This is a genomic window from Thermoactinomyces sp. CICC 23799 (assembly GCF_016055145.1).
In the GTDB taxonomy this organism is placed as follows: Bacteria; Bacillota; Bacilli; order Thermoactinomycetales; family Thermoactinomycetaceae; genus Thermoactinomyces; species Thermoactinomyces intermedius.
Genome location: NZ_JAECVV010000004.1, coordinates 131,542 through 152,313 on the forward strand (window position 1 = coordinate 131,542; position 20,772 = coordinate 152,313).

Consider the following 20,772-nt stretch of genomic DNA (forward strand, 5'->3'; position numbering starts at 1 on the left):
GAAAAGGAGGAGCGTCCGTGAAAGCAAGATTGCTGTTGGAAGACGGTACGTTATTGGTTGGCGAATCATTCGGGGCAGAAGGGTTCAAAAGGGGAGAAGTGGTGTTTACCACCAGCATGACCGGTTATCAGGAGATTCTGACCGACCCTTCTTATTGCGGGCAAATTGTGGTTATGACATACCCGCTGATCGGCAACTACGGGATCTCGCGCGATGATAACGAATCCCTGCGCCCTTATGCGCACGGTTTGATCGTGCGCGAGTATGCCGAATATGCCAGCAACTGGCGCAACGAATTGCCGCTGGGAACGTTTCTGAAGGAATACGGATTGATCGGAATTTCCGGAATCGACACCCGGATGCTGACCCGCAAAATCCGCATGCACGGAACGATGAAGGGAATCATCACCACCGGCGAAGAGAGTTTGGCGGAATTGAATGAACAAATGAAGTTTCCGTTGATGCGGGACCAAGTGGCGCGCGTCAGCACCAAAAGCATTCATATTTCCCCGAATAAAGGGAAACGGGTGGTTTTGATGGATTTCGGAGCCAAACACAACATTGTGCGGGAGTTGGTGAATCGCAATTGCGAGGTGATTACCGTTCCCTACAGTACCTCAGCCGAAGAAATCCTGCGCTTCCGGCCGGACGGGGTGATGTTGTCCAACGGTCCCGGGAACCCCAAGGATGTGCCGGAGGGAATCCGCACCATCCGACAATTGATGGGGAAAATGCCGCTGTTTGGCATTTGCATGGGACATCAGCTGGTCGCGCTGGCCGCCGGAGCCGACACGGAAAAAATGAAATTCGGGCATCGCGGAGGAAACCATCCGGTGAAGGAGCTGGCAACCGGACGGACCGTGATCACTTCGCAAAATCATGGCTATGCCGTCACTTCCGACTCGGTGAAAAACACCGGATTGGAAATCACGCACATCGCGTTGAACGACGGGACGGTCGAAGGGCTCCGGCACAAAACCCTGCCGGTGTTCACCGTCCAATATCATCCGGAATCGGCACCGGGCCCGCTTGACTCGGGTTATCTGTTTGACCGTTTTCTTGAGATGATGGAGTCTTTTGCACGGAAGGGAGAGACCGTCAATGCCTAAAGATCCGACCTTGAAAAAAATCTTGGTGATTGGTTCCGGGCCGATCGTGATCGGGCAGGCCGCGGAATTCGACTACGCCGGGACGCAAGCGTGCCAGGCGCTGAAAGAAGAAGGATTGGAAGTGGTTTTGGTCAACAGCAATCCGGCCACGATCATGACCGATACCAACATGGCAGATCGCGTCTATATTGAACCGCTGACCGCCGAATTTATCACGCAAGTGATTCGCAAAGAGCGTCCCGATGGCCTTTTGCCCACCCTGGGAGGGCAAACAGGCTTAAACTTGGCGGTGGAATTGGCCAAACAAGGGGTTTTGGAACGGGAAGGCGTCCGTCTTCTGGGAACCGATCTGCAAGCGATCATCCGTGCAGAGGATCGCGATTCGTTCCGGGCATTGATGCAGGAGCTGGGAGAGCCGGTTCCGGAAAGCGCGATTGTGCACACGGTCGACGAAGCACTCCGGTTTGCCGGCGAAACCGGCTATCCCGTGATCGTCCGGCCTGCTTACACACTGGGCGGAACCGGAGGGGGCATCGCCAAAGACGAAAAAGAATTGCGGGAGATTGTTGAAAACGGGCTCCGTTACAGCCCGATCACCCAATGCCTGATCGAAAAGAGCATCGCCGGATTCAAAGAAATCGAATATGAAGTGATGCGCGATGCCGCGGATAACGCCATCGTGGTGTGCAACATGGAAAACTTTGATCCGGTGGGCGTGCACACCGGCGACAGCATCGTGTTTGCCCCGAGTCAAACCTTGACGGACCGGGAACACCAGATGCTCCGGAAAGCGGCGCTGAAAATCATCCGGGCCTTGGACATTCGTGGCGGATGCAATATCCAGTTTGCACTCGATCCGCACAGCTTCCAATACTATGTCATTGAAGTGAATCCGCGGGTGAGCCGTTCCAGTGCGCTGGCTTCCAAAGCGACGGGATATCCGATTGCCCGGGTGGCCGCCAAAATTGCGCTGGGGTACACGCTGGACGAATTAAAAAATCCGGTGACCGGGCAAACCAGTGCTTGTTTTGAACCGGCCATCGATTATGTGGTCTGCAAAATTCCCCGCTGGCCGTTTGATAAATTCGTCTCGGCAAACCGGGAACTTGGAACCCAGATGAAAGCGACGGGAGAAGTGATGGCCATCGGGCGGACATTGGAAGAATCGCTTTTAAAAGCAGTGCGTTCGCTGGAAATCGGGCAGGATGATTTGAACCTGCCGGGAACCGGGGAAATTCCCGGTGACAAGTTGAAAAAACGGCTGCAAAAACCGGATGATGAGCGGCTGTTTTTGCTGGCGGAATGGTTCCGGCGCGGATACAGCCTGGAAGAAGCGCATCAACTCACCCAAATCGACCGTTTTTTCCTGTATAAAATCGGGCGCATCATCCAACTGGAAAAAGAATTGCAAGCATCCAGTTCCCTTGCCCCGGAGTTGCTCAGAAAGGCCAAGCAATTCGGGATGACGGACCGGGCGATCGGCCGTCTCACAAACCGGACGGAAAAAGAGGTTCGCACGTTGCGGAAACAGCACCACATTGTCCCGGTTTATAAAATGGTGGACACCTGTGCCGCGGAATTTGCCGCAAATACCCCGTACTATTATTCATCTTATGAATCCGAAGACGAAGTGGCGGTAAGCAAAGCAAAAAGCATTGTGGTCCTCGGTTCGGGACCGATCCGGATCGGTCAGGGGGTCGAGTTTGATTATGCGACCGTGCATGCGATCATGGCCATCCAAAAAGCCGGCTATGAAGCGGTGATCATCAATAACAATCCGGAGACGGTCTCGACGGATTTCAATATCTCTGACCGCCTGTACTTTGAACCCCTCTTTAAAGAGGATGTTCTCAACATCATTGAAAAAGAAAAGCCGCTCGGGGTGATCGTGCAATTCGGAGGGCAAACCGCTCTGAATCTGGCGCGGGACTTGCGGGATGAAGGCATCCGGTTGTTGGGCACCTCTTTGGAAGAAATTGACCGTGCAGAAGACCGGAAAAAATTTGAACAGTTGATGAGCGACCTTCAAATTCCACAGCCTCCGGGAACGGCGGTCACTTCGGCGGATGAAGCGGTGGAAGCCGCCCGGCGCCTGGGATATCCGGTGTTGGTCCGCCCGTCCTATGTGCTGGGAGGGCGTGCCATGGAAATCGTCCATAACGAAATGGAACTGCGCTCTTACATGGAGCAAGCGGTCAAAGTGAATCCGGAACATCCTGTCCTGATCGACCGTTACCTGTTGGGCAAAGAGGTCGAAGTGGATGCGATTTGCGACGGGGAACGAGTTCTCATTCCCGGCATCATGGAACACATCGAACGGGCAGGGGTCCATTCCGGGGATTCGATTGCCGTTTATCCCCCGCAAACCCTGACCGGGGAGCAAAAAGAGCAGGTTGCCCGGATCACGGAAAAAATCGCCAAAGCGCTTCACATCAAGGGAATCATCAACATTCAATTTGTCTTGTATCAAAATGAATTGTACACCCTGGAAGTCAACCCGCGGTCATCGAGAACGGTTCCCTTCTTAAGCAAAGTCACGGGGATTCCCATGGCGCAAGTGGCCACCAAAATCATGCTCGGAATCAATTTGCGGGAGCAAGGATATGATGAGACCGGATTGTGGCCGGAAAGTGAGTTCATTTCCGTGAAAGTGCCGGTCTTCTCCTTTGACAAGCTGACGAAAGTGGACATCGCCCTGGGGCCGGAGATGAAATCCACCGGGGAAGTGATGGGAAAAGACCGGGATTATGCCCGGGCGGTGTACAAAGGCCTGATGGCTGCCGGCATCCAGATGCCGCGCTTCGGCACGGTGGTGGCAACCATCGGGGACAAAGAAAAAGAAGAAGCCCTTCCCTTGATGAAACGATTCTATGATTTGGGTTACCACATTGTCGCCACCCAAGGCACGGCGGAAATCTTGGAGAAAGCCGGCCTGCCCGTGAAGCGGCTGAACAAGCTGAAGGAAGGATCGCCCAACATTCTGGATTGGATCCGCCAGGGAAAAGCCGATTTGGTTGTAAACACTTGGACGCGGGGAAGAACGCCCGAACGGGACGGTTTCCGGATCCGCCGGGAAGCGGTGGAACACGGCGTTGCTTGTTTGACCTCGTTGGACACGGTGCAAGCTCTGTTGGAAACCCTGGAATCGATTCAATTCCATGCGGAACCGCTCAAAAAGCCGGAGCCTGCCCGGATGCTGGTGTAAAGGAGGAGGAACCATGGAAAATCCGCAAAACCGAATCTTTCTTGCGTTGGACGTTCCGGATGAGAAGCAAGCAGACCGCTTGCTTTCTCTTTGGGATCCGGGCGAACGGCCGTTGATCAAAGTGGGGTATCAGCTGTTTTTCGCCGCGGGACCACAATGGGTGGAGAAGCGGAAAAACGCCGGCGATACCATCTTTTTGGATTTGAAACTGCACGACATCCCCAATACGGTGGCCAAAGGGATCGAATCGCTCAGCCGGTTGGGGGTGGATTTTGTCACCATCCATGCCTCCGGCGGCAGAAAAATGATGGAGAAAGCGCGGGAGACTGCCGATAAGCATGCTGACGGATCCCGCCGGTTGAAATTGCTGGCGGTGACCCAGCTGACAAGCACGGATCAGAAGATGTTAAACCAAGAACTCGGTATCCCGGGGGATGTCCGTGAGTCGGTGCAGAAATTGACGTCGCTGGCCTGCGGTGCCGGGATGGACGGGGTGATCTGCTCAGGGTTGGAAGCACGGTGGGTCAAACAAGTGACCGGGACGGGATTTTTGGCAGTGACCCCCGGCATCCGCCCCCAAGGTTTTTCAAGTGACGACCAAAAACGAATCGTCACTCCCCGGGAGGCCGTGTTGAACGGAGCCGATTACCTGGTGGTCGGCCGTCCGGTGACACAAGCGCCGGATCCGAAAAAAGCCTTTCAGTCCCTGGTGGAAGAGATACGTTAAAAAAAGGAGTGGAACAGATGGCTTGGACTTTGGATGAAGCGATAAAACGCAGAGGGGTGCTGAAAGAAGGGCATTTCCTTTTGTCCTCGGGGCGCCACAGCGCCCGGTATATGCAATGTGCACAGCTTTTGATGCATCCGGCTGATGCCGAAAAAACGGGACAAGCGTTGGCCCAAAAATTTGCAGGCATCTCCGTGGATCTGGTGGCCGGACCGGCCCTCGGCGGAGTCATCATCGCCCATGAGGTGGCCCGTGCCCTGAATGTGCCGTGTATTTTCGCCGAGCGAAAAGACGGGGTGATGCAACTTCGGCGCGGTTTTGAAGTTGCTCCGGGCCAAAAAGTATTGGTGGTGGAAGACGTGGTGACCACCGGGGGATCGGTCAAAGAAGTGATCGGGCTCTTGGAAGAAAGAAAAGCAGACGTGGTGGGCGTCGGTTCCATTGTGGACCGGACCGGCGGGCAAAATCCGTTCCGTCAGCCTTACCTGTCTTTGAAAAAGGTGGAGATCGAAAGTTTTGCCCCCGAAGCTTGTCCCTTGTGCAAAGAAGGGATCCCCGTCACCAAACCGGGAAGCCGCGGAAACCGGTGAGGATCGCGGCTCCCGAAGGCTTCGCCATGGCGGGGCCTTTTTGTTTTGCAAAATTGAAGGAGTCAGATTTCCTCTGACTCCTTTTTTGCCGTCATTTTTGGGTTTGATTGTTTAAAAGCCGCATGATCACTTCTTTTTCCGGTGTGACATAGATCGTTTGTTGATGATCGTAAGTGACAAATCCGGGGCGGGCGCCGGCCGGTTTTTTGACATGTTTGATCCGGGTGTAATCGACCGGCACTTGGGCGGAATCGCGTGCTTTGCTGAAATAGGCGGCCAACATGGCGGCCTCCAGAAGCGTTTCTTCCCGGACCTCGCTGGCACGAATGACGACATGCGAACCGGGAATGTCTTTGGTGTGCAGCCAGATATGGGAGGAAGCGGCCAGCTTGTGGGTTAAGTAGTCATTTTGTTTGTTGTTTTTCCCGATCAGAATCGGGGTCCCGTCGCTTGCCGTCGCCTCGTAAGGAACGGGAGCTTCTTTTTTGCGCGGCTTGTTTTGCCGGGAAGTTTTTTTCAGCCAGCCTTCTTCCGCCAATTCTTCCTGAATCTGTTCAATATCGTTCAACCCGGCATTTTCGATTTGGGTGAGCACCGATTCAAGATATTCGATGTCGGCACGGGCTTTTTCGATCTGTTCTTGGTTCCATTTTCGGGACGCTTTTAATTTGTTGTATTTTTTAAAGTATCGTTGCGCGTTTTCCGCCGGGCTTAAGGTGGGATCAAGTTCAATGGTCAGGGACGGGGCGTCCGGGTCGTAAAAATTGATCACCTCAACCGTTTTTTCCCCCCGTTTGATTTGGTGCAGGTTGGCTGTGACCAGTTCTCCCAGCATGCGGTAATGATCCGCTTTTTCCGCTTGTTTCAATTCTTTTTGCAAGATCTTGATCTTTTTCTTGTTTTTATCCACTTCGTTTTTTAGCTTGCGCATCAGCTGGGAGGTTTGCTGGCGGATCCGGTCGCGTTCGGCTTTGCCGTAATAAAAATGGTCCAAAAGTTCGCTGATGGAATCGGTGCGATGGACGATTTCTTCAATGTGGGAAAGCGGCCACACGGAAAATACGGTTTTTTCCCCTGTTTGCATGATCGCAGGGGCATATTCGTGATGTTTGGCCTTCTCCATCAAGCGGGAGAAAGATTCCCACAGCTGGTCGCGGCTGCCCAATCCGGCCCGGTGAATGATTTCTTTGGCAATGAGCGGGCTGATTCCGGTGAACCGCTGAACGATTTGTTTGTCCAAACGGCCCTGGTTGTAATCAAACCCGGCAATAAACCGCTCTTTTGTCACTTCCAGCGGATTTTCCTTGTTTTGCGATGGAGGTTCCGTGTAGGAAGCGCCCGGATAGATTTGCCGGTATTGGCTCATGGCATGGCTGACCCGGCGAATTCCGTCAAGGACGGTGCCGGTGGCAGGATCCACCAAAATAATATTGCTGTGCCGGCCCATGATTTCAATGATCAGCTTGCGCGAAACGAAGTCGCCCAATTCATTTTTGGCGCGAAGGTGGAAGTGGACGATTCGTTCCAATCCGATTTGTTCCACGCTTTCGATGATTCCGCCGTCCAGATGTTTCCGGAGCAAACGGCAAAACATCGGAGGCTCTTTGGGATTTTCGTAAGCAGACCGGGTCAGTTGGGCACGGGGGTATGCCGGATGTGCCGAAAGCAAACATTTATGATTTTTTCCTTGCGAGCGAATCACCAGAAGCAATTCAAATTCACCCGGTTGATAGATTTTGGTAATTCTCCCGCCGGCAAGTGCCTGATCGAGTTCCTTCACCACAGCCCGGGTGACCAATCCGTCATATGACATATGTTTCATCCTTTATTCCAGTTTCAAAAGTCATCACACTTTTCCATTTTACAACATCTTGGTTCCGGCGGAAATCCGATAGTCCGGTTCAGGTATGTTTGACAGCTCGTCTGAATACATTGAAAGTAATCGTTCCGGAAAAAGGAGGAAGAATCTTGGCAGAGCAAGGACGTTGGATTGACTGGGAGACAGAGGAAGTTGCTTCTCACTTTCAGGTGAATCCATCCGTTGGACTCCGTGAAAAAGAGGCGCAAGAACGACTCAAGCAGACCGGACCTAATCAGTTGTCGGAAGGGGAAAAATCTTCCCTTTTCGCTTTGTTTATTGATCAATTCAAAGATTTCATGGTTTTGGTTTTGTTGGCGGCGACGTTGATTTCGGGATTGCTGGGCGAATACACCGATGCCGTCGCCATCATTGCGATTATCATCCTAAACGCGGGACTGGGATTTTTTCAGGAGATGCGTGCGGAAAAGTCCCTGCAGGCATTGAAAAAATTATCGGCGCCGGCTGCCAAAGTCAAACGCGACGGGGAGTGGAAAAAAATCGAAGCTTCCCGGCTGGTTCCCGGGGATATCGTGTCGGTGGAAAGCGGGGACCGGATCCCGGCTGATGTGCGCTGGATCCATACGGAAAGCTTATACGTTGAAGAATCAGCCCTGACCGGGGAATCGGTTCCGGTCAAAAAACAAAGCGAAGCGCTCTTGCGGCAGGATGTGGCCATCGGCGACAGGAAAAACATGGGATACATGGGGACCATGGCCGTGCGGGGAAGTGGAACAGGCATTGTCGTTTCCACGGGAATGGCCACGGAGATGGGAAGAATCGCCCATTTAATCGAAACGGCCGAAGGGGCGGACACTCCGTTGAAGCGCCGGTTGGAACAACTGGGGAAAGTGTTGATTGTTGTGTCCCTGATTTTGACCGCGATGGTGGTCGTGACCGGAATCATTCACGGGCATGATGTGTATCAGATGTTCCTTGCCGGGGTTTCTTTGGCGGTTGCCGCCATTCCCGAAGGGTTACCGGCAATTGTGACGATCGCGTTGGCCCTGGGGGTACAACGGATGATCAAACGGCAGGCCATCGTCCGCAAACTCCCGTCGGTGGAAACCCTGGGCTGTGCAACGGTGATTTGCTCGGATAAAACCGGAACATTGACGCAAAACAAAATGATGGTGACCCACATTTGGGCGGACCAGGTGCTGTTTCAAGTGACCGGGAACGGGTATGACCCCGAGGGAGACATTTTGTTGGAAAAGACAAAAGTGAATGTCCAAAAGTGGGATTCCTTGAAAAGGCTGATGGAGATTGCGGCCTTATGCAATAATGCGGCTTTTATCCAAAAAAGCAAAAAAGGGTTATTAAACAAAAAGAACCAATGGGAATTGGACGGCGATCCCACGGAAGGAGCGCTGCTGGTTGTTGCGAAAAAAGCGGGATTGGACCGGAATCATTTGGACAAAACGTGGGAACGGGTGAAAGAATATCCTTTTGATTCCGAGCGCAAAATGATGTCGGTATGGGTGAAACAGGCAGGAAAACATTTTCTTTTTTCCAAAGGGGCGCCGGATGTCCTGTTGAATAAATGCACCCATCTTCTGGTGGATGGGAAAGTGGTGCCTTTGACGGAAACCAAGCGCAAAAAAATCATGCAAATGAATGAGCAATTGGCAGCCAAAGCTTTGCGGAATCTCGCCTTTGCCTACCGGGAAATCAAACCGAAACCGGTAAATACGGACTTAAAGGATTGGCAAATGGAACAGCGCTTGATTTTTGTCGGCCTGACGGGCATGATGGATCCGCCCCGTCCCGGCGTGAAAGAAGCCATCCAGCAGAGCCGGCAGGCCGGGATCAAGACGGTCATGATTACCGGGGATCATCAGGCGACGGCCGAAGCCATCGCCTCCGAGCTGAAGATCAAGCGGCCCGGCGGTTTGACACTGACCGGACAAGATCTTTACAATATGAAGGATGAAGAGTTTATCCGGATTGTCAATGATGTGGATGTGTATGCACGCGTCTCGCCCGAACATAAACTGCGGATTGTCAAAGCATTGCAGAAAAAAGGACATGTTGTCGCGATGACGGGCGACGGAGTGAATGATGCCCCGGCGATTAAAGCGGCAGATATCGGGATTGCCATGGGTGGCATGGGGACGGATGTGTCCAAGGAAGCCTCTTCGCTCATCCTGGCCGATGACAATTTTGCCACCATCGTTGCAGCTGTGGAAGAGGGCCGGAATATTTATGAAAATATCCGGAAATTCATCAGTTATTTGTTGGCAAGCAATGTCGGGGAGATTTTGATCATGTTTTTGGCGATGTTGGCAAGTTTGCCTTTGCCGCTTGTACCGATCCAGATCTTATGGGTGAATCTGGTGACGGACGGATTGCCGGCCATGGCCCTCGGTGTGGATCCGGCGGAGGAAAATGCGATGCAGCGGCCGCCGCGCGACAGCCGGGAAAGCATTTTTGCCCGCGGCGTCGGATGGAAAATTGTGACCCGTGGTCTGTTTATCGGGGTTTGTTCTTTGGCTGCTTTTTGGATTTCTTATATCGAAACACCGGAAAATCTGGTGCGGGCACAAACGGTTGCCTTTGCCACGCTGGTCCTTTCCCAGTTGATTTATGTGTTTGATTGCCGTTCGCAAGGAACGATTTTCCAACGCACGCCGCTGGATAATCCCATGTTGGTGTTGGCGGTGTTGTCGTCGGTTGTTCTCTTGCTGGGTGTGATTTATTATCCGCCGCTCGGGCCGGTCTTCCACACGGTTCCGCTCGGTCTCAGGGAATGGATCCTTGTGACGGTGACTTCCACGATGCCCGTCATTCTGGCCGGATTGTTCGATGTCCTGCGCACGTTTTTTTTCCGCAGACCGGTGAAAACCGTCGTACAGCGATGAGGGGAAGGAGAAAAAAACGACATCATGAAGTTCACAAAAATGCACGGACTTGGAAACGACTTTATTCTCATCCACCAGACGCAAAAGCCGTCTTTTGAGGAATGTTCGGCGTTGGCACGGAAGATGTGTGACCGCCACAAGGGAGCCGGTGCGGACGGCCTGGTGGTGATGTACCCGTCCGAACAGGCGGATTTTTCCATGCGGATCTTTAATTCGGACGGATCAATGGCGGAACAATGCGGCAATGCCATGCGCTGTGTGGCCAAGTACTATTATGAAAAGATTTCAAGCCGGAAAAATACGTTTACGATCGAAACCAAAGTGGGGGTGCAACCGGTTTGGACGGACGGGAAAAACGTGAGGGTGGATATGGGCAAACCCGTTTTGACACCAGCGGAGATTCCCGTCCGGTTGAGCGGGGAACAAGCGGTGAACCAAACGATCGAAGCGAACGGGGGTTCGTTTCGGTTTACGGCCGTGTCCATGGGAAATCCTCATGCGGTGATTGAAGTGGGGGATTTAGACAAGTTTCCGGTCGAAAAGTGGGGACCCGTTCTGGAAAAACATGATCTGTTCCCGCAAAAAGCAAACATCGAATTTGTCACATTCCATTCGCCGCAAGAGGCATGGATGCGGGTTTGGGAGCGGGGCGTCGGACAAACCATGGCTTGCGGTTCCGGCGCTTGTGCGACGGTCGTGGCCGGGGTGCTTGCCGGCCGCCTTGATCGGAAAGCCCGGGTGAAGCTTCTGGGGGGCGAATTGCTCATCGAATGGGATGAACAAGATCAACATGTTTATATGACGGGGCCCGCTGAATTTGTTTATGAAGGGGTATGGCTGGACCATCGCCATACCCGTGGCTGATTACTTGCGGGAGTCCCAGCGGAAGGAAACGGGAGGTTCGGTGGAATCTCCCGTTCTTTTTTTGCGCCGGCGCACGCGGATCCCCCAAATGATTCCGGCAGCCAAACCGATGACGGCAAGGAGCAAAATAACACTCCAAGTGTAAGGGTTGGGAATCACATAAACGACATAAACCGGATTGGGCTTGGTTGGATCAATCTTCCATGTCAATGTTTTTCCACCTTGTTCCACGGAGGTTGCGTTATGTTCTTCCGCTTGAAGCGGGGTGGTGAGATGGAACCGGAAATTCATTTGTTTCAGAATCCATTCGGCCAGGTCTTGCCGGGGCATTTCCTCCGATAAGTTGATCACATCTTGATAAATGATCCTGGAGGTGAAAAATTGATGTTCCACGTTTAAACCGCCGTCCTTTTTTGGCCCCGTTGCCGGTGCAGAACCGGTCGGTTTAAGCGATTCAAAGGTTTTTCCGGGCGGTTCCTTGATCACGCTTCGGACCTTTTTTTCGGCCACAAAGCCTTTCTGGGATCCTTCTGAAATCTCCCGCAGCTGAAATCCTTGTTGCTTCAGCCGGGCTTTTACGTTGCCCAGATTGGGCAAGATCAAATCATTGGTGAGAACTTTCACTTGGTAGGTTCCGGATCCGTCGCGATGGATGTCCACATGAATGTCGGCTTGGACACATCCGGTGGTGAATAACAGAAAAAAAGACAGACAGATCAGTGTCAAAATCCGATGATTTCGTCTGTGCATATAAATCCCCTTTGACTTTTTTCAGGATTATACACGGAATCATCATTTGCTTCAAATGAACCGGAACAAATCGGGGAAAGGTAGAAATGGGAACGCTTTCGTTCGAACATGCTCATGGATTGTTTTTTGAAATGACTGATCGGTTCCATTAAAATGAAGATTGGTTTGTTCATGGAAAAACCGTAATACCAGGAATCGGAGAATGAGGGTGAAAAAACATGAAAAACGTGATTACGTTTGATTACACCAAAGCCAACGCTTTTTTCAGCGAGCGGGAAATCCATCAGATGGCTCCGGCGGTCAAAATGGCGCACGAATTGTTACATACGGGGACCGGGGCCGGATCTGATTTTCTCGGTTGGCTGGAACTGCCGGAAAAATATGACCGCGATGAGTGTGAGCGGATTAAAAAGGCGGCTCAAAAAATTCAATCGGACTCGGACGCCCTGGTGGTGATCGGGATCGGCGGTTCCTACTTGGGAGCGCGCGCGGCGATTGAAATGCTGACCCACACGTTTCATAACCAATTGGCGAAATCCGAGCGAAAAGTACCGGAAATCTATTTTGTGGGCCATCACATTGCTTCCACATATGTGGCGGATCTGTTGGAGTTGCTGGAAGGAAAAGAAGTCAGTGTCAATGTGATTTCCAAATCCGGAACCACGACGGAACCGGCCATTGCTTTCCGGATTTTCCGCGAATACATGGAAAAACGCTACGGAAAAGAAGAAGCCCGTCGCCGGATTTATGCCACCACCGACCGGAAAAAAGGCGCTTTGAAAAAACTGGCCGATGAAGAAGGATATGAAACGTTTGTCATTCCCGACGATGTGGGCGGACGTTACTCGGTGTTGACCGCTGTCGGCCTTTTGCCGATTGCCACGGCCGGAATCGATATTGATGAAATGATGGCGGGAGCCCGGGCCGGGATGAAGCGGTACGGGAATCCGGAGTTGGCGGAAAACGAGAGCTACCAATATGCTTTGGTGCGAAATGCGTTGTACCGCAAAGGAAAAACCACGGAGATTCTTGTCAACTATGATCCGTCCTTGCAATATTTCAGTGAGTGGTGGAAACAGCTCTACGGGGAGAGTGAAGGAAAAGACCAAAAAGGGATTTTCCCGGCATCGGTCAATTTCACCACTGATCTTCATTCCATGGGACAATACATTCAGGAAGGTTTGCGCAACATTTTCGAAACTGTGGTGTTTGTGGAAAAATCCCGCAAATCCGTCACCCTTCCGGAAGATGCCGGTGACTTGGACGGGCTCAACTACCTGGCGGGAAAAGAACTGGATTTTGTCAATCGCAAAGCTTTTGAAGGAACCATGCTGGCCCATTCGGACGGCCAAGTGCCCAACCTGGTGGTCTCCGTGAGCGAGCACAGTCCGTATGCCTTCGGGCAACTGGTGTATTTCTTTGAAAAAGCTTGTGGAATCAGCGGATATTTGTCAGGAGTCAATCCGTTTGACCAACCCGGGGTGGAAGCTTACAAAAAGAACATGTTTGCCTTGCTCGGAAAACCAGGGTTCGAAAAAGAAAAAGAAGCATTACTCAAACGGTTGAATTTCTGAAACTTTGCCTTTTGGTTGGATCCATCCGGTTTCATCCTTCCGATGAGCCGGATTTTTTTTATTTGCAGTTTTTAAAGCCTGAAAACACGAGCGGGATGGAGAACCATCCGGAAGTTGATGGACAAATCCGTTTGCAGGCGTCCGGAGCGAATCGCTTCGTTATTGCATATATTATAAATTTTATGTGATAATGAAAAAATAAGTCATTTTTATCGATTCATTACAGAAGCTGTAAAGGCAGGGGGACAGAATTATGGATGCTTTGCAAAATTTGATGGAGGAACTGGTCAATGCCAAAGGGGTTCCAGGAAATGAACGAGGAGTCAGGCAAGTGTTCCAAAAACATTTGGAACCGTTGTCGGAGGAGATCCTGACTGATCGTCTCGGGGGATTGGCCGGAAAAAAAACGGGAGATCCCGACGGGCCCAAAATCTTGCTTGCCGGGCATCTTGATGAAATCGGTTTCATGGTTACATACATTACCGAGAAAGGCTTTTTAAAGTTTCAACCATTGGGCGGTTGGTGGGCGCACAATATGTTATCCCACCGGGTGGTGGTCCAATCCCGCAAAGGCGAATACTTGGGAGTGATCGGCTCCAAACCGCCTCACGCCTTAAAAGTGGAAGAACGGAAAAAAGTCATGGACATCAAGGATATGTTCATTGATATCGGTGCGAAAAGCCGGGCGGAAGTGGAAGAAATGGGGATTCGTCCGGGAGACAGCGTGGTTCCGGTATCCGATTTTTTCACCATGCAAGACGGAAAGATTTGGGGAGGAAAAGCGCTGGATAATCGAGCGGGTTGTGCTTTGGTCCTTGAGGTGTTGCGGCAATTGAAAGATGAGGAGCATCCCAATGTTGTCTACGGCGGAGCCACCGTGCAGGAAGAGGTCGGCGTGCGGGGAGCGGGAACGCTCGCGGAATTGGTGAAACCCGACATTGCCTTTGCGTTGGATGTCGGGATGGCCTACGACATACCGGGCTTTGAAGGACATCCCGGGGAAGCGGCGATGGGGGAAGGCCCGTTGATGTTTATCTTGGATTATACCATGATCCCGCATACCGGTTTGCGAAATCTGGTGATGGATACCGCTGAAGAGCTGGAGATTCCATTGCAGGTGGATGCCTTGATGGGCGGCGGGACCGACGGGGCAAAATTCCATTTGCACGGAATTGGATGCCCGACGGTGGTGATCGGGTTTCCCACCCGGTACGTGCACAGTCATAATTCATTGATGTCCAGGCATGATTTTGAGCAGGCTGCCCGGTTGTTGACGGCCGTCATCAAAAAATTGGACCAGAATACGCTGGACAGCTGGATATAATTACCGGTGGAACTTGGCCGGATGCCGTTCATCCGGCCAAACCCCGCTGAATCCGCTTACAAAACGAATCCCGTTTGGGAAGCCAATTCCTCCAAGTTATACCAAAAATATTTTTTATTAGTTGAAAATAACAAGTAAATTAATTAATATATAAATAGTTTTATTTGAAATCATATTAAGGTTTTTGTTCCAAAAAGGATGAATTGTTGGAAAAATGGATAAAGTCGAGCAACGAAAGGGGTGGCTTATTTTTATTTCACCAGTGTATTTTGAAATATTCAAATAAAAAAACAATGACGTTTTTGTGATGGTTGACGGATTTCGGGACAAAATGAGAAAAGCTGTGACGACTGATTGATTTGATCGAAATGGATGCCCTATATACAGGAGGAGAGACAGGTGAATTTATTCCGAAAAAAAGATATTTCCAATGCACTTGCAGAGTCACAAAAAGGAGGAAAATTAAAGCGGGATTTAGGGGCCTTTGATTTAACCATGCTTGGGATCGGGGCGGTCATCGGCACAGGCATCTTCGTGCTGACGGGGGCCGGTGCACTCAAAGCGGGTCCGGCCCTTGCCGTTTCTTTTGTCATTGCCGCCATCGCCTGTGCGTTTTCGGCACTGGCTTATGCTGAATTCGCATCGATGGCTCCGGTTTCAGGATCTGCTTATACGTACAGCTATGCAACCTTGGGAGAAATTATCGCATGGATTATCGGTTGGGATTTGGTCTTGGAATATTTGTTTGCAGTCAGTTCGGTTTCGGTGGGTTGGTCTGGTTATTTTCAATCCTTGCTGGGTGGTTTTGGCATTCATTTTCCGGATGCACTGACCGCGGCACCCGGAGCGGTGGAAGGAGTCACGACCTATTTTAATTTGCCGGCATTTTTGATTGTCATGATCATTACGTTTTTGCTCTCGCGCGGAATCACGGAGTCTAAAAGGGCCAATAATATCATGGTGATCATTAAAGTGGCCGTGGTTTTGCTCTTTATCATCGTGGGGGCATTTTATGTGAAGCCGTCCAACTGGGAGCCGTTTGCCCCGTTTGGATTTGATGGGATTTTTTCCGCAGCCGCTCTGGTCTTCTTTGCTTTTATCGGGTTTGATGCGGTGGCTGCAGCTGCAGAAGAAACACGGAATCCCAAACGGGATTTGCCGATCGGTTTGTTGACCTCGCTTGGGATTTGCGCCTTGCTGTATGTGATTGTCACGCTGGTGATGACGGGGATCGTTCCGTATCAGGAGTTTGCCAAAGACCTTTCCCATCCGATTTCGCTGGCCTTGCAGAAAGCGGAGCAAGATTGGTTTGCCGGTGTGATCGATCTGGGGGCCATCATGGGGATGACCACCGTGATTTTGGTGATGCTTTACGGGCAAACCCGGATTTTCTTCTCCATGTCCCGGGACGGTTTGTTGCCAAAAGCGTTTTCCTGGGTTCATCCCAAATATAAAACACCGTACACCAGCACTTGGATTATCGGAACCATTGCGGCTTTTGTCGGAGCGCTTCTGCCTCTGGATAAATTGGCGGAACTGGTGAACATCGGAACGCTCTTTGCATTTACGGTCGTTTCGCTCGGCGTGATTATCCTGCGCTATACCCAGCCCGATTTGCCGCGCCCGTTCCGTTGCCCGGGAGTTCCGGTGATTCCGGCCATTGCCATTTTTGCCTGTTTGTTCTTGATTTCCAATCTGGCGGTCTTTACCTGGATTGCCTTTGCCGTCTGGTTTGTCATCGGACTTATCATTTACTTCACCTATTCCCGGAAGCATTCTTTGCTAAATCAACAATAAACCAAAATAAAAAAGGCATCTTCGGTTTGCGAAGATGCCTTTTTGTATTTTTTATGCAGTGATCCCCGGTTTTTCCGGTCTCAACAGCCCGGTTTTTTTCAGGAAGGACAAAATCAGATGGCCTTTGGGGAGAAGGCGGATTTCATTTTCGCCGATGGTTCGCGTCATCAATAAGAAAATGCCGTAGATGAGAATGCCCAAAATCCCCAAAACAACGCTCAGCAAGGCGTTGGATATGCGCGAAATGTGCAATGGATCAATCCATTCGGTTGTCAAGGTATACAAGCCGATTAAAAAGATCCCCATCAATCCGCTGCACAGGGCCGGTTTGACAAACTGACGCGTGACATCGACTTGAATGCCGGTTTTTTTGACCACCATCCAAGTGTTTAAAAAGCAGACGACGATATAGGCCAAAACCATGGAGACGGCGGAGCCGGTAATGCCAAACCACGGCACGAAGACGAAATTTCCGGCCATTTTGCAAACCGCTCCGATCATCAGATGGCGAACCGGCAATTTGTTGTATCCCATTCCCTGAAGGATGCCGGAACTGGTGACCGCCAGGGTGCTGAAAATGGAGGAGAAAGCCAGAACGGACAAGGTCAAGGTTCCACTGTCGTTTTGATACATCATGATATTTAACGGCCGGGCCAAAATGACGAGGCTGATGACGGACGGCAAGCTGACAATCAAGGTCATCAACCAGGCTTGTTTGACTTTGTGCTCAACCGCTTTCATCTCCTGTTTGGCAATATGAGCGGAGATGGTGGGAATGAGCGCCAACGTCAATGAAGAGGAAAAGGTCGAAATCACATTGACAAAAGGTTCCCCGCGTCCGTAAATCCCGAACAGGGTGTTGGACATGCTTTCCGAATATCCCATATTCATCAGTAACCTCGGGACCGTGAAGGAATCAATCAAACCGATCAACGGCAGGACCAGCGAGCCGAGTGAGATCGGCAAAGCATAAAGCACGATTTGTTTGGCCAACCGGCCCAAGGGCTCTTTCGGTTGGGTGTCTGACACCGTGGTGACGGGTTCCTTTTTGAGTTTTTTTACATCCCGGAAGTTATACCAGAGCACGACGGCCAGTCCGCCCAGCGCCCCGGCAAAAGCTCCGGAAGTGGCTCCGGCGGCGACCAGTTCCTGCGAAAATTGCGCTTCCACCATCCAGTATGTAAGGCCGATTACCACACCCACGCGAATGATTTGTTCCACAACCTGTGAAATGCCGGTCGGCATCATTTGTTGGTGTCCTTGGAAATATCCGCGGTAAACCGCCATCACCGGAACAATCAAAATGGCCAGGGCCAAAACTTTCAAGGAAGATTCGGTCGGCGGGTTGTCAAGCAGCACATGGGATATGAATCGGGCTCCGAAGAATAAAATGCAAAAGGCGACCAATCCGGTCAGGCTCAAAATGATGGAAGCCGCTTTAAGAACCCGCCGGGCACCCGGATGATCCCCTTTGGCCAGCCGTTCCGCGACAAATTTGGAAACGGTGATCGGGATTCCGGCGGAGGCGATCATGAGCAAGATCGTGTAAAATGGGAAGGATATGCGATAAAGACCAACGGTTTCGTCCCCGGCAATGTTTTGAAACGGGGCCCAGAACAAAGCACCGATAATTTTGGTGAACAACGTTGCAATGCTTAATATGACGGTTCCTTTGACGAGTTTATTTGCCATTTTCCTTCTTCCTTTAATTTTAAAATTTATATGGATTTATTCTATCAGGAATCCGTCCGGAAGCATACAATTGATTGGGCAAGAATCGTAAAATAAAATGAAATTCTGCGCCCATCCTCCGTTTGATTTCACCGTGGCAAGTTCATTATCATTAAGATGAACAATGAGATGGAGAGGGCTGGATAGATGGGTACGATAACGAATGCAGTCAGTATGACGGGATATGGACGCGGCGAAATCGAAAGGGACGGAGTCCGGATTGTCACCGAGATTCGCACGATGAACCATCGTTTCCTCGATATGGTGATCCGCATGCCAAACGGGTGGATGGTGCTGGAAGATCTGATCCGGAAAAAAGTCCAGCAAGCGATCCGCAGAGGCAGAGCGGATATTTTTGTCACCATCGAAGGGATGAAGCCCCCCGAACGAAAAGCGGAAGTGGATTGGAACCTGTTGGAGAGTTTTATTTCTGCCGGCAAAACTTTAAAAGAAAAATGGGGGATCGCTCCCGGATTGACCATGGCGGATTTGATCAACAAGCCGGAGCTGTGGCTGATTGAGGAAGTGAAGCCGTCGGTGGAGGAGTATGAAGAGTCCGTATTGGCTTCGGTGGAGATGGCTTTGACGTCTTTGAAAAAAATGCGGAGACAAGAAGGCATCCATTTGAGCCGGGATCTGATGAAGAGAGTGGACCGCCTGGATGAATATGTGGGGGAAATGGAAAAACTCGCTCCGGAGGTGAGCCGGCATGTCGGAACCAAATTGCGGAAGCGGCTTGAGGAATGGCTGGGACATTCCGACATCGATCCCGACCGGATCTTGACAGAAGCGGCAATTTGGGCGGAAAAAGCGGATATCACCGAAGAGTTGACCCGCTTGAAAAGCCATCTTGACCAATTCCGGCACACGCTGGAAATCGAAGAGCCGATCGGGAGGAAACTGGATTTTTTGATCCAGGAAATGAACCGGGAAGTCAACACCGTCGGCTCCAAAGCCAACTTAAAGGCGATCAGCAAGTATGTCGTTGAATGCAAAAGTGAACTGGAAAAAATGAAAGAACAGGTGCAAAATATTGAGTAATACATTGATTATTAAGGGGAAACGGTCTAAAATAGCGTAGTAGGTAATCAATGGTTTCAGAAATTCAGGCTCTTTCTCAACGAATATTGACCATGGGTGAGGAGGCACTTTGATTTGGGTATTAAATTAATCAACATTGGATTTGGAAATATTGTATCTGCCAACCGTATTGTCTCGATTGTCAGTCCGGATTCGGCACCGATCAAACGGATCATTCAGGAAGCGAGGGAACGCGGAGTCCTGATTGATGCAACATACGGACGCCGGACCCGGGCGGTCATCATCACGGACAGCGACCATGTCATTTTATCCGCGGTTCAGCCGGAAACGGTGGCTCACCGTTTGGCAAACAAAGAGCAACATGAAGAAATTGTGGAGTAGGAAGGGCTTTGAGATGAAAGCAAATTATGTCAATGAAGGGCTTTTGGTTGTGATTTCCGGACCTTCCGGTGTCGGGAAAGGAACGGTTTGCAAAGCATTGCGCGAAATGATGCCCGAACTGACGTATTCGATTTCCGCAACCACCCGTTCCCCCCGTGAAGGCGAAGTGGATGGAGTCAACTATTTTTTCAAGTCCGTCCAAGAGTTTGAAAAAATGATCGAAGAAGATGAGCTGATTGAATGGGCGCAATATGTGGGAAACTATTATGGCACGCCCCGGCGTTTCGTGGAGGAGATGCTGGCAAAAGGTCAGGATGTCGTTTTGGAAATTGAAGTGCAAGGCGCCATGCAGGTGAAGGAAAAATATCCGCAAGGCATTTTTATCTTTTTGGTTCCCCCTTCGTTTGAAGAGTTGCGCCAACGGATCATCCACCGGGGAACCGAAAGCGAATCGGTGTTGAACCTCCGGCTTGAAGCGGCAAGCGATGAATTGAAACAAATCGATCAATACGATTATGTCGTCATCAACGATGAAGTGGACAAAGCTTGCGAACGAATCCGCGCCATTGTGATGGCGGAACATTGCCGGACGGACCGGTTGAAAATCAGTGAAGATGCGTAGTGGATGGAGGGTTTGATCATGTTATATCCATCAATCGATTTATTGATGCAAAAAGCGGACAGCAAATATTCTTTGGTGGTGTTGGCGGCCAAACGGGCCCGGAGCCTGTTGGAAGGTGAAAGCACGCAATTGGAGCCCAAATCCCAAAAATATGTGGGAATGGCTTTGGAAGAGATTGCAGCGGATATTCTCGTCCCGACATCACGCGAATGAAAAATAACAACCTGTACAGGTTGTTATTTTTCTATGTGGCACTCATCCTTCAGTTCGGATTCATTTACAGCGGTTGTGGACGGGAGCCTGTGGTGGTGACAGAGGGCAAAACAGTGCGTTTGGAT

At 50.9% G+C, this 20,772-nt stretch carries 16 protein-coding genes; 13 read left to right on the forward strand and 3 right to left on the reverse strand.

Annotated elements, in window-relative coordinates; genetic code table 11:
- Positions 1–17: 17 nt before the first annotated feature.
- From carA to pyrE, 4 genes are read left to right on the forward strand one after another with little or no spacing between them, the layout of a single operon-like run.
- Positions 18–1,109 (forward strand): glutamine-hydrolyzing carbamoyl-phosphate synthase small subunit, encoded by a 1,092-nt coding sequence (carA, locus tag I8U21_RS06790; protein ID WP_198053560.1) that lies wholly within the window; start codon positions 18–20, stop codon positions 1,107–1,109.
- Positions 1,102–4,314, forward strand: coding sequence for a carbamoyl-phosphate synthase large subunit (gene carB / locus I8U21_RS06795; RefSeq protein WP_181730806.1), 3,213 nt, complete (start codon positions 1,102–1,104; stop codon positions 4,312–4,314). Before carA ends, carB begins: the two co-directional genes overlap by 8 nt.
- Before the next feature lie 13 nt (positions 4,315–4,327).
- Positions 4,328–5,041, forward strand: a complete 714-nt coding sequence (pyrF, locus tag I8U21_RS06800; protein WP_198053561.1) for an orotidine-5'-phosphate decarboxylase — start codon at positions 4,328–4,330, stop codon at positions 5,039–5,041.
- A gap of 17 nt (positions 5,042–5,058) precedes the next feature.
- Positions 5,059–5,631 (forward strand): orotate phosphoribosyltransferase, encoded by a 573-nt coding sequence (pyrE, locus tag I8U21_RS06805; RefSeq protein WP_198053562.1) that lies wholly within the window; start codon positions 5,059–5,061, stop codon positions 5,629–5,631.
- 91 nt (positions 5,632–5,722) lie between these two features.
- Here pyrE and I8U21_RS06810 read toward each other — a convergent pair whose 3' ends face one another.
- Entirely contained in the window at positions 5,723–7,444 is a 1,722-nt protein-coding gene (locus I8U21_RS06810) for an Rqc2 family fibronectin-binding protein (protein WP_181730803.1), read from the reverse strand.
- Between the two features lie 155 nt (positions 7,445–7,599).
- Between I8U21_RS06810 and I8U21_RS06815 the strand changes: the two genes are divergently transcribed.
- Together I8U21_RS06815 and dapF are read left to right on the forward strand one after the other, a co-directional pair.
- Positions 7,600–10,350 carry a calcium-translocating P-type ATPase, SERCA-type gene (locus I8U21_RS06815; protein ID WP_232337561.1) on the forward strand — a complete coding sequence of 917 codons (2,751 nt, stop codon included), beginning with the start codon at positions 7,600–7,602 and terminating at the stop codon, positions 10,348–10,350.
- A 24-nt stretch (positions 10,351–10,374) separates the two neighbouring features.
- Positions 10,375–11,214, forward strand: coding sequence for a diaminopimelate epimerase (dapF, locus tag I8U21_RS06820; RefSeq protein WP_181730801.1), 840 nt, complete (start codon positions 10,375–10,377; stop codon positions 11,212–11,214).
- Here the strand turns inward: dapF and I8U21_RS06825 are convergent, their stop codons facing one another.
- The gene (locus tag I8U21_RS06825) at positions 11,215–11,964 is read right to left on the reverse strand and encodes a DUF3153 domain-containing protein (protein WP_181730800.1); all 750 of its coding nucleotides are present in this window, start codon (positions 11,962–11,964) and stop codon (positions 11,215–11,217) included. It lies immediately after the preceding gene.
- Between the two features lie 218 nt (positions 11,965–12,182).
- On the opposite strand from I8U21_RS06825, the gene I8U21_RS06830 reads away from it, so the two are divergent.
- The 3 genes from I8U21_RS06830 (at position 12,183) to bcaP (ending at position 16,659) form a co-directional block, all read left to right on the forward strand.
- Entirely contained in the window at positions 12,183–13,538 is a 1,356-nt protein-coding gene (locus tag I8U21_RS06830; protein WP_198053564.1) for a glucose-6-phosphate isomerase, read from the forward strand.
- Between the two features lie 253 nt (positions 13,539–13,791).
- On the forward strand, positions 13,792–14,862 hold the full coding sequence (locus tag I8U21_RS06835) for a M42 family metallopeptidase (RefSeq protein WP_181730798.1): 1,071 nt from the start codon (positions 13,792–13,794) through the stop codon (positions 14,860–14,862).
- 399 nt (positions 14,863–15,261) lie between these two features.
- Entirely contained in the window at positions 15,262–16,659 is a 1,398-nt protein-coding gene (bcaP, locus tag I8U21_RS06840) for a branched-chain amino acid transporter BcaP (protein ID WP_370527038.1), read from the forward strand.
- Between the two features lie 51 nt (positions 16,660–16,710).
- On the opposite strand, the gene I8U21_RS06845 is transcribed toward bcaP, so the two are convergent.
- Positions 16,711–18,351 (reverse strand): putative polysaccharide biosynthesis protein, encoded by a 1,641-nt coding sequence (locus I8U21_RS06845; RefSeq protein WP_181730796.1) that lies wholly within the window; start codon positions 18,349–18,351, stop codon positions 16,711–16,713.
- A gap of 186 nt (positions 18,352–18,537) precedes the next feature.
- On the opposite strand from I8U21_RS06845, the gene I8U21_RS06850 reads away from it, so the two are divergent.
- The 4 genes from I8U21_RS06850 (at position 18,538) to rpoZ (ending at position 20,647) form a co-directional block, all read left to right on the forward strand.
- Positions 18,538–19,431, forward strand: a complete 894-nt coding sequence (locus I8U21_RS06850) for a YicC/YloC family endoribonuclease (RefSeq protein ID WP_181730795.1) — start codon at positions 18,538–18,540, stop codon at positions 19,429–19,431.
- Between the two features lie 114 nt (positions 19,432–19,545).
- Positions 19,546–19,812, forward strand: coding sequence for an extracellular matrix/biofilm regulator RemA (gene remA, locus I8U21_RS06855; RefSeq protein ID WP_037994904.1), 267 nt, complete (start codon positions 19,546–19,548; stop codon positions 19,810–19,812).
- A 13-nt stretch (positions 19,813–19,825) separates the two neighbouring features.
- Positions 19,826–20,434, forward strand: coding sequence for a guanylate kinase (gene gmk / locus I8U21_RS06860; protein ID WP_181730794.1), 609 nt, complete (start codon positions 19,826–19,828; stop codon positions 20,432–20,434).
- 18 nt (positions 20,435–20,452) lie between these two features.
- Positions 20,453–20,647 (forward strand): DNA-directed RNA polymerase subunit omega, encoded by a 195-nt coding sequence (rpoZ, locus tag I8U21_RS06865; protein ID WP_037994899.1) that lies wholly within the window; start codon positions 20,453–20,455, stop codon positions 20,645–20,647.
- Positions 20,648–20,772: the final 125 nt, after the last annotated feature.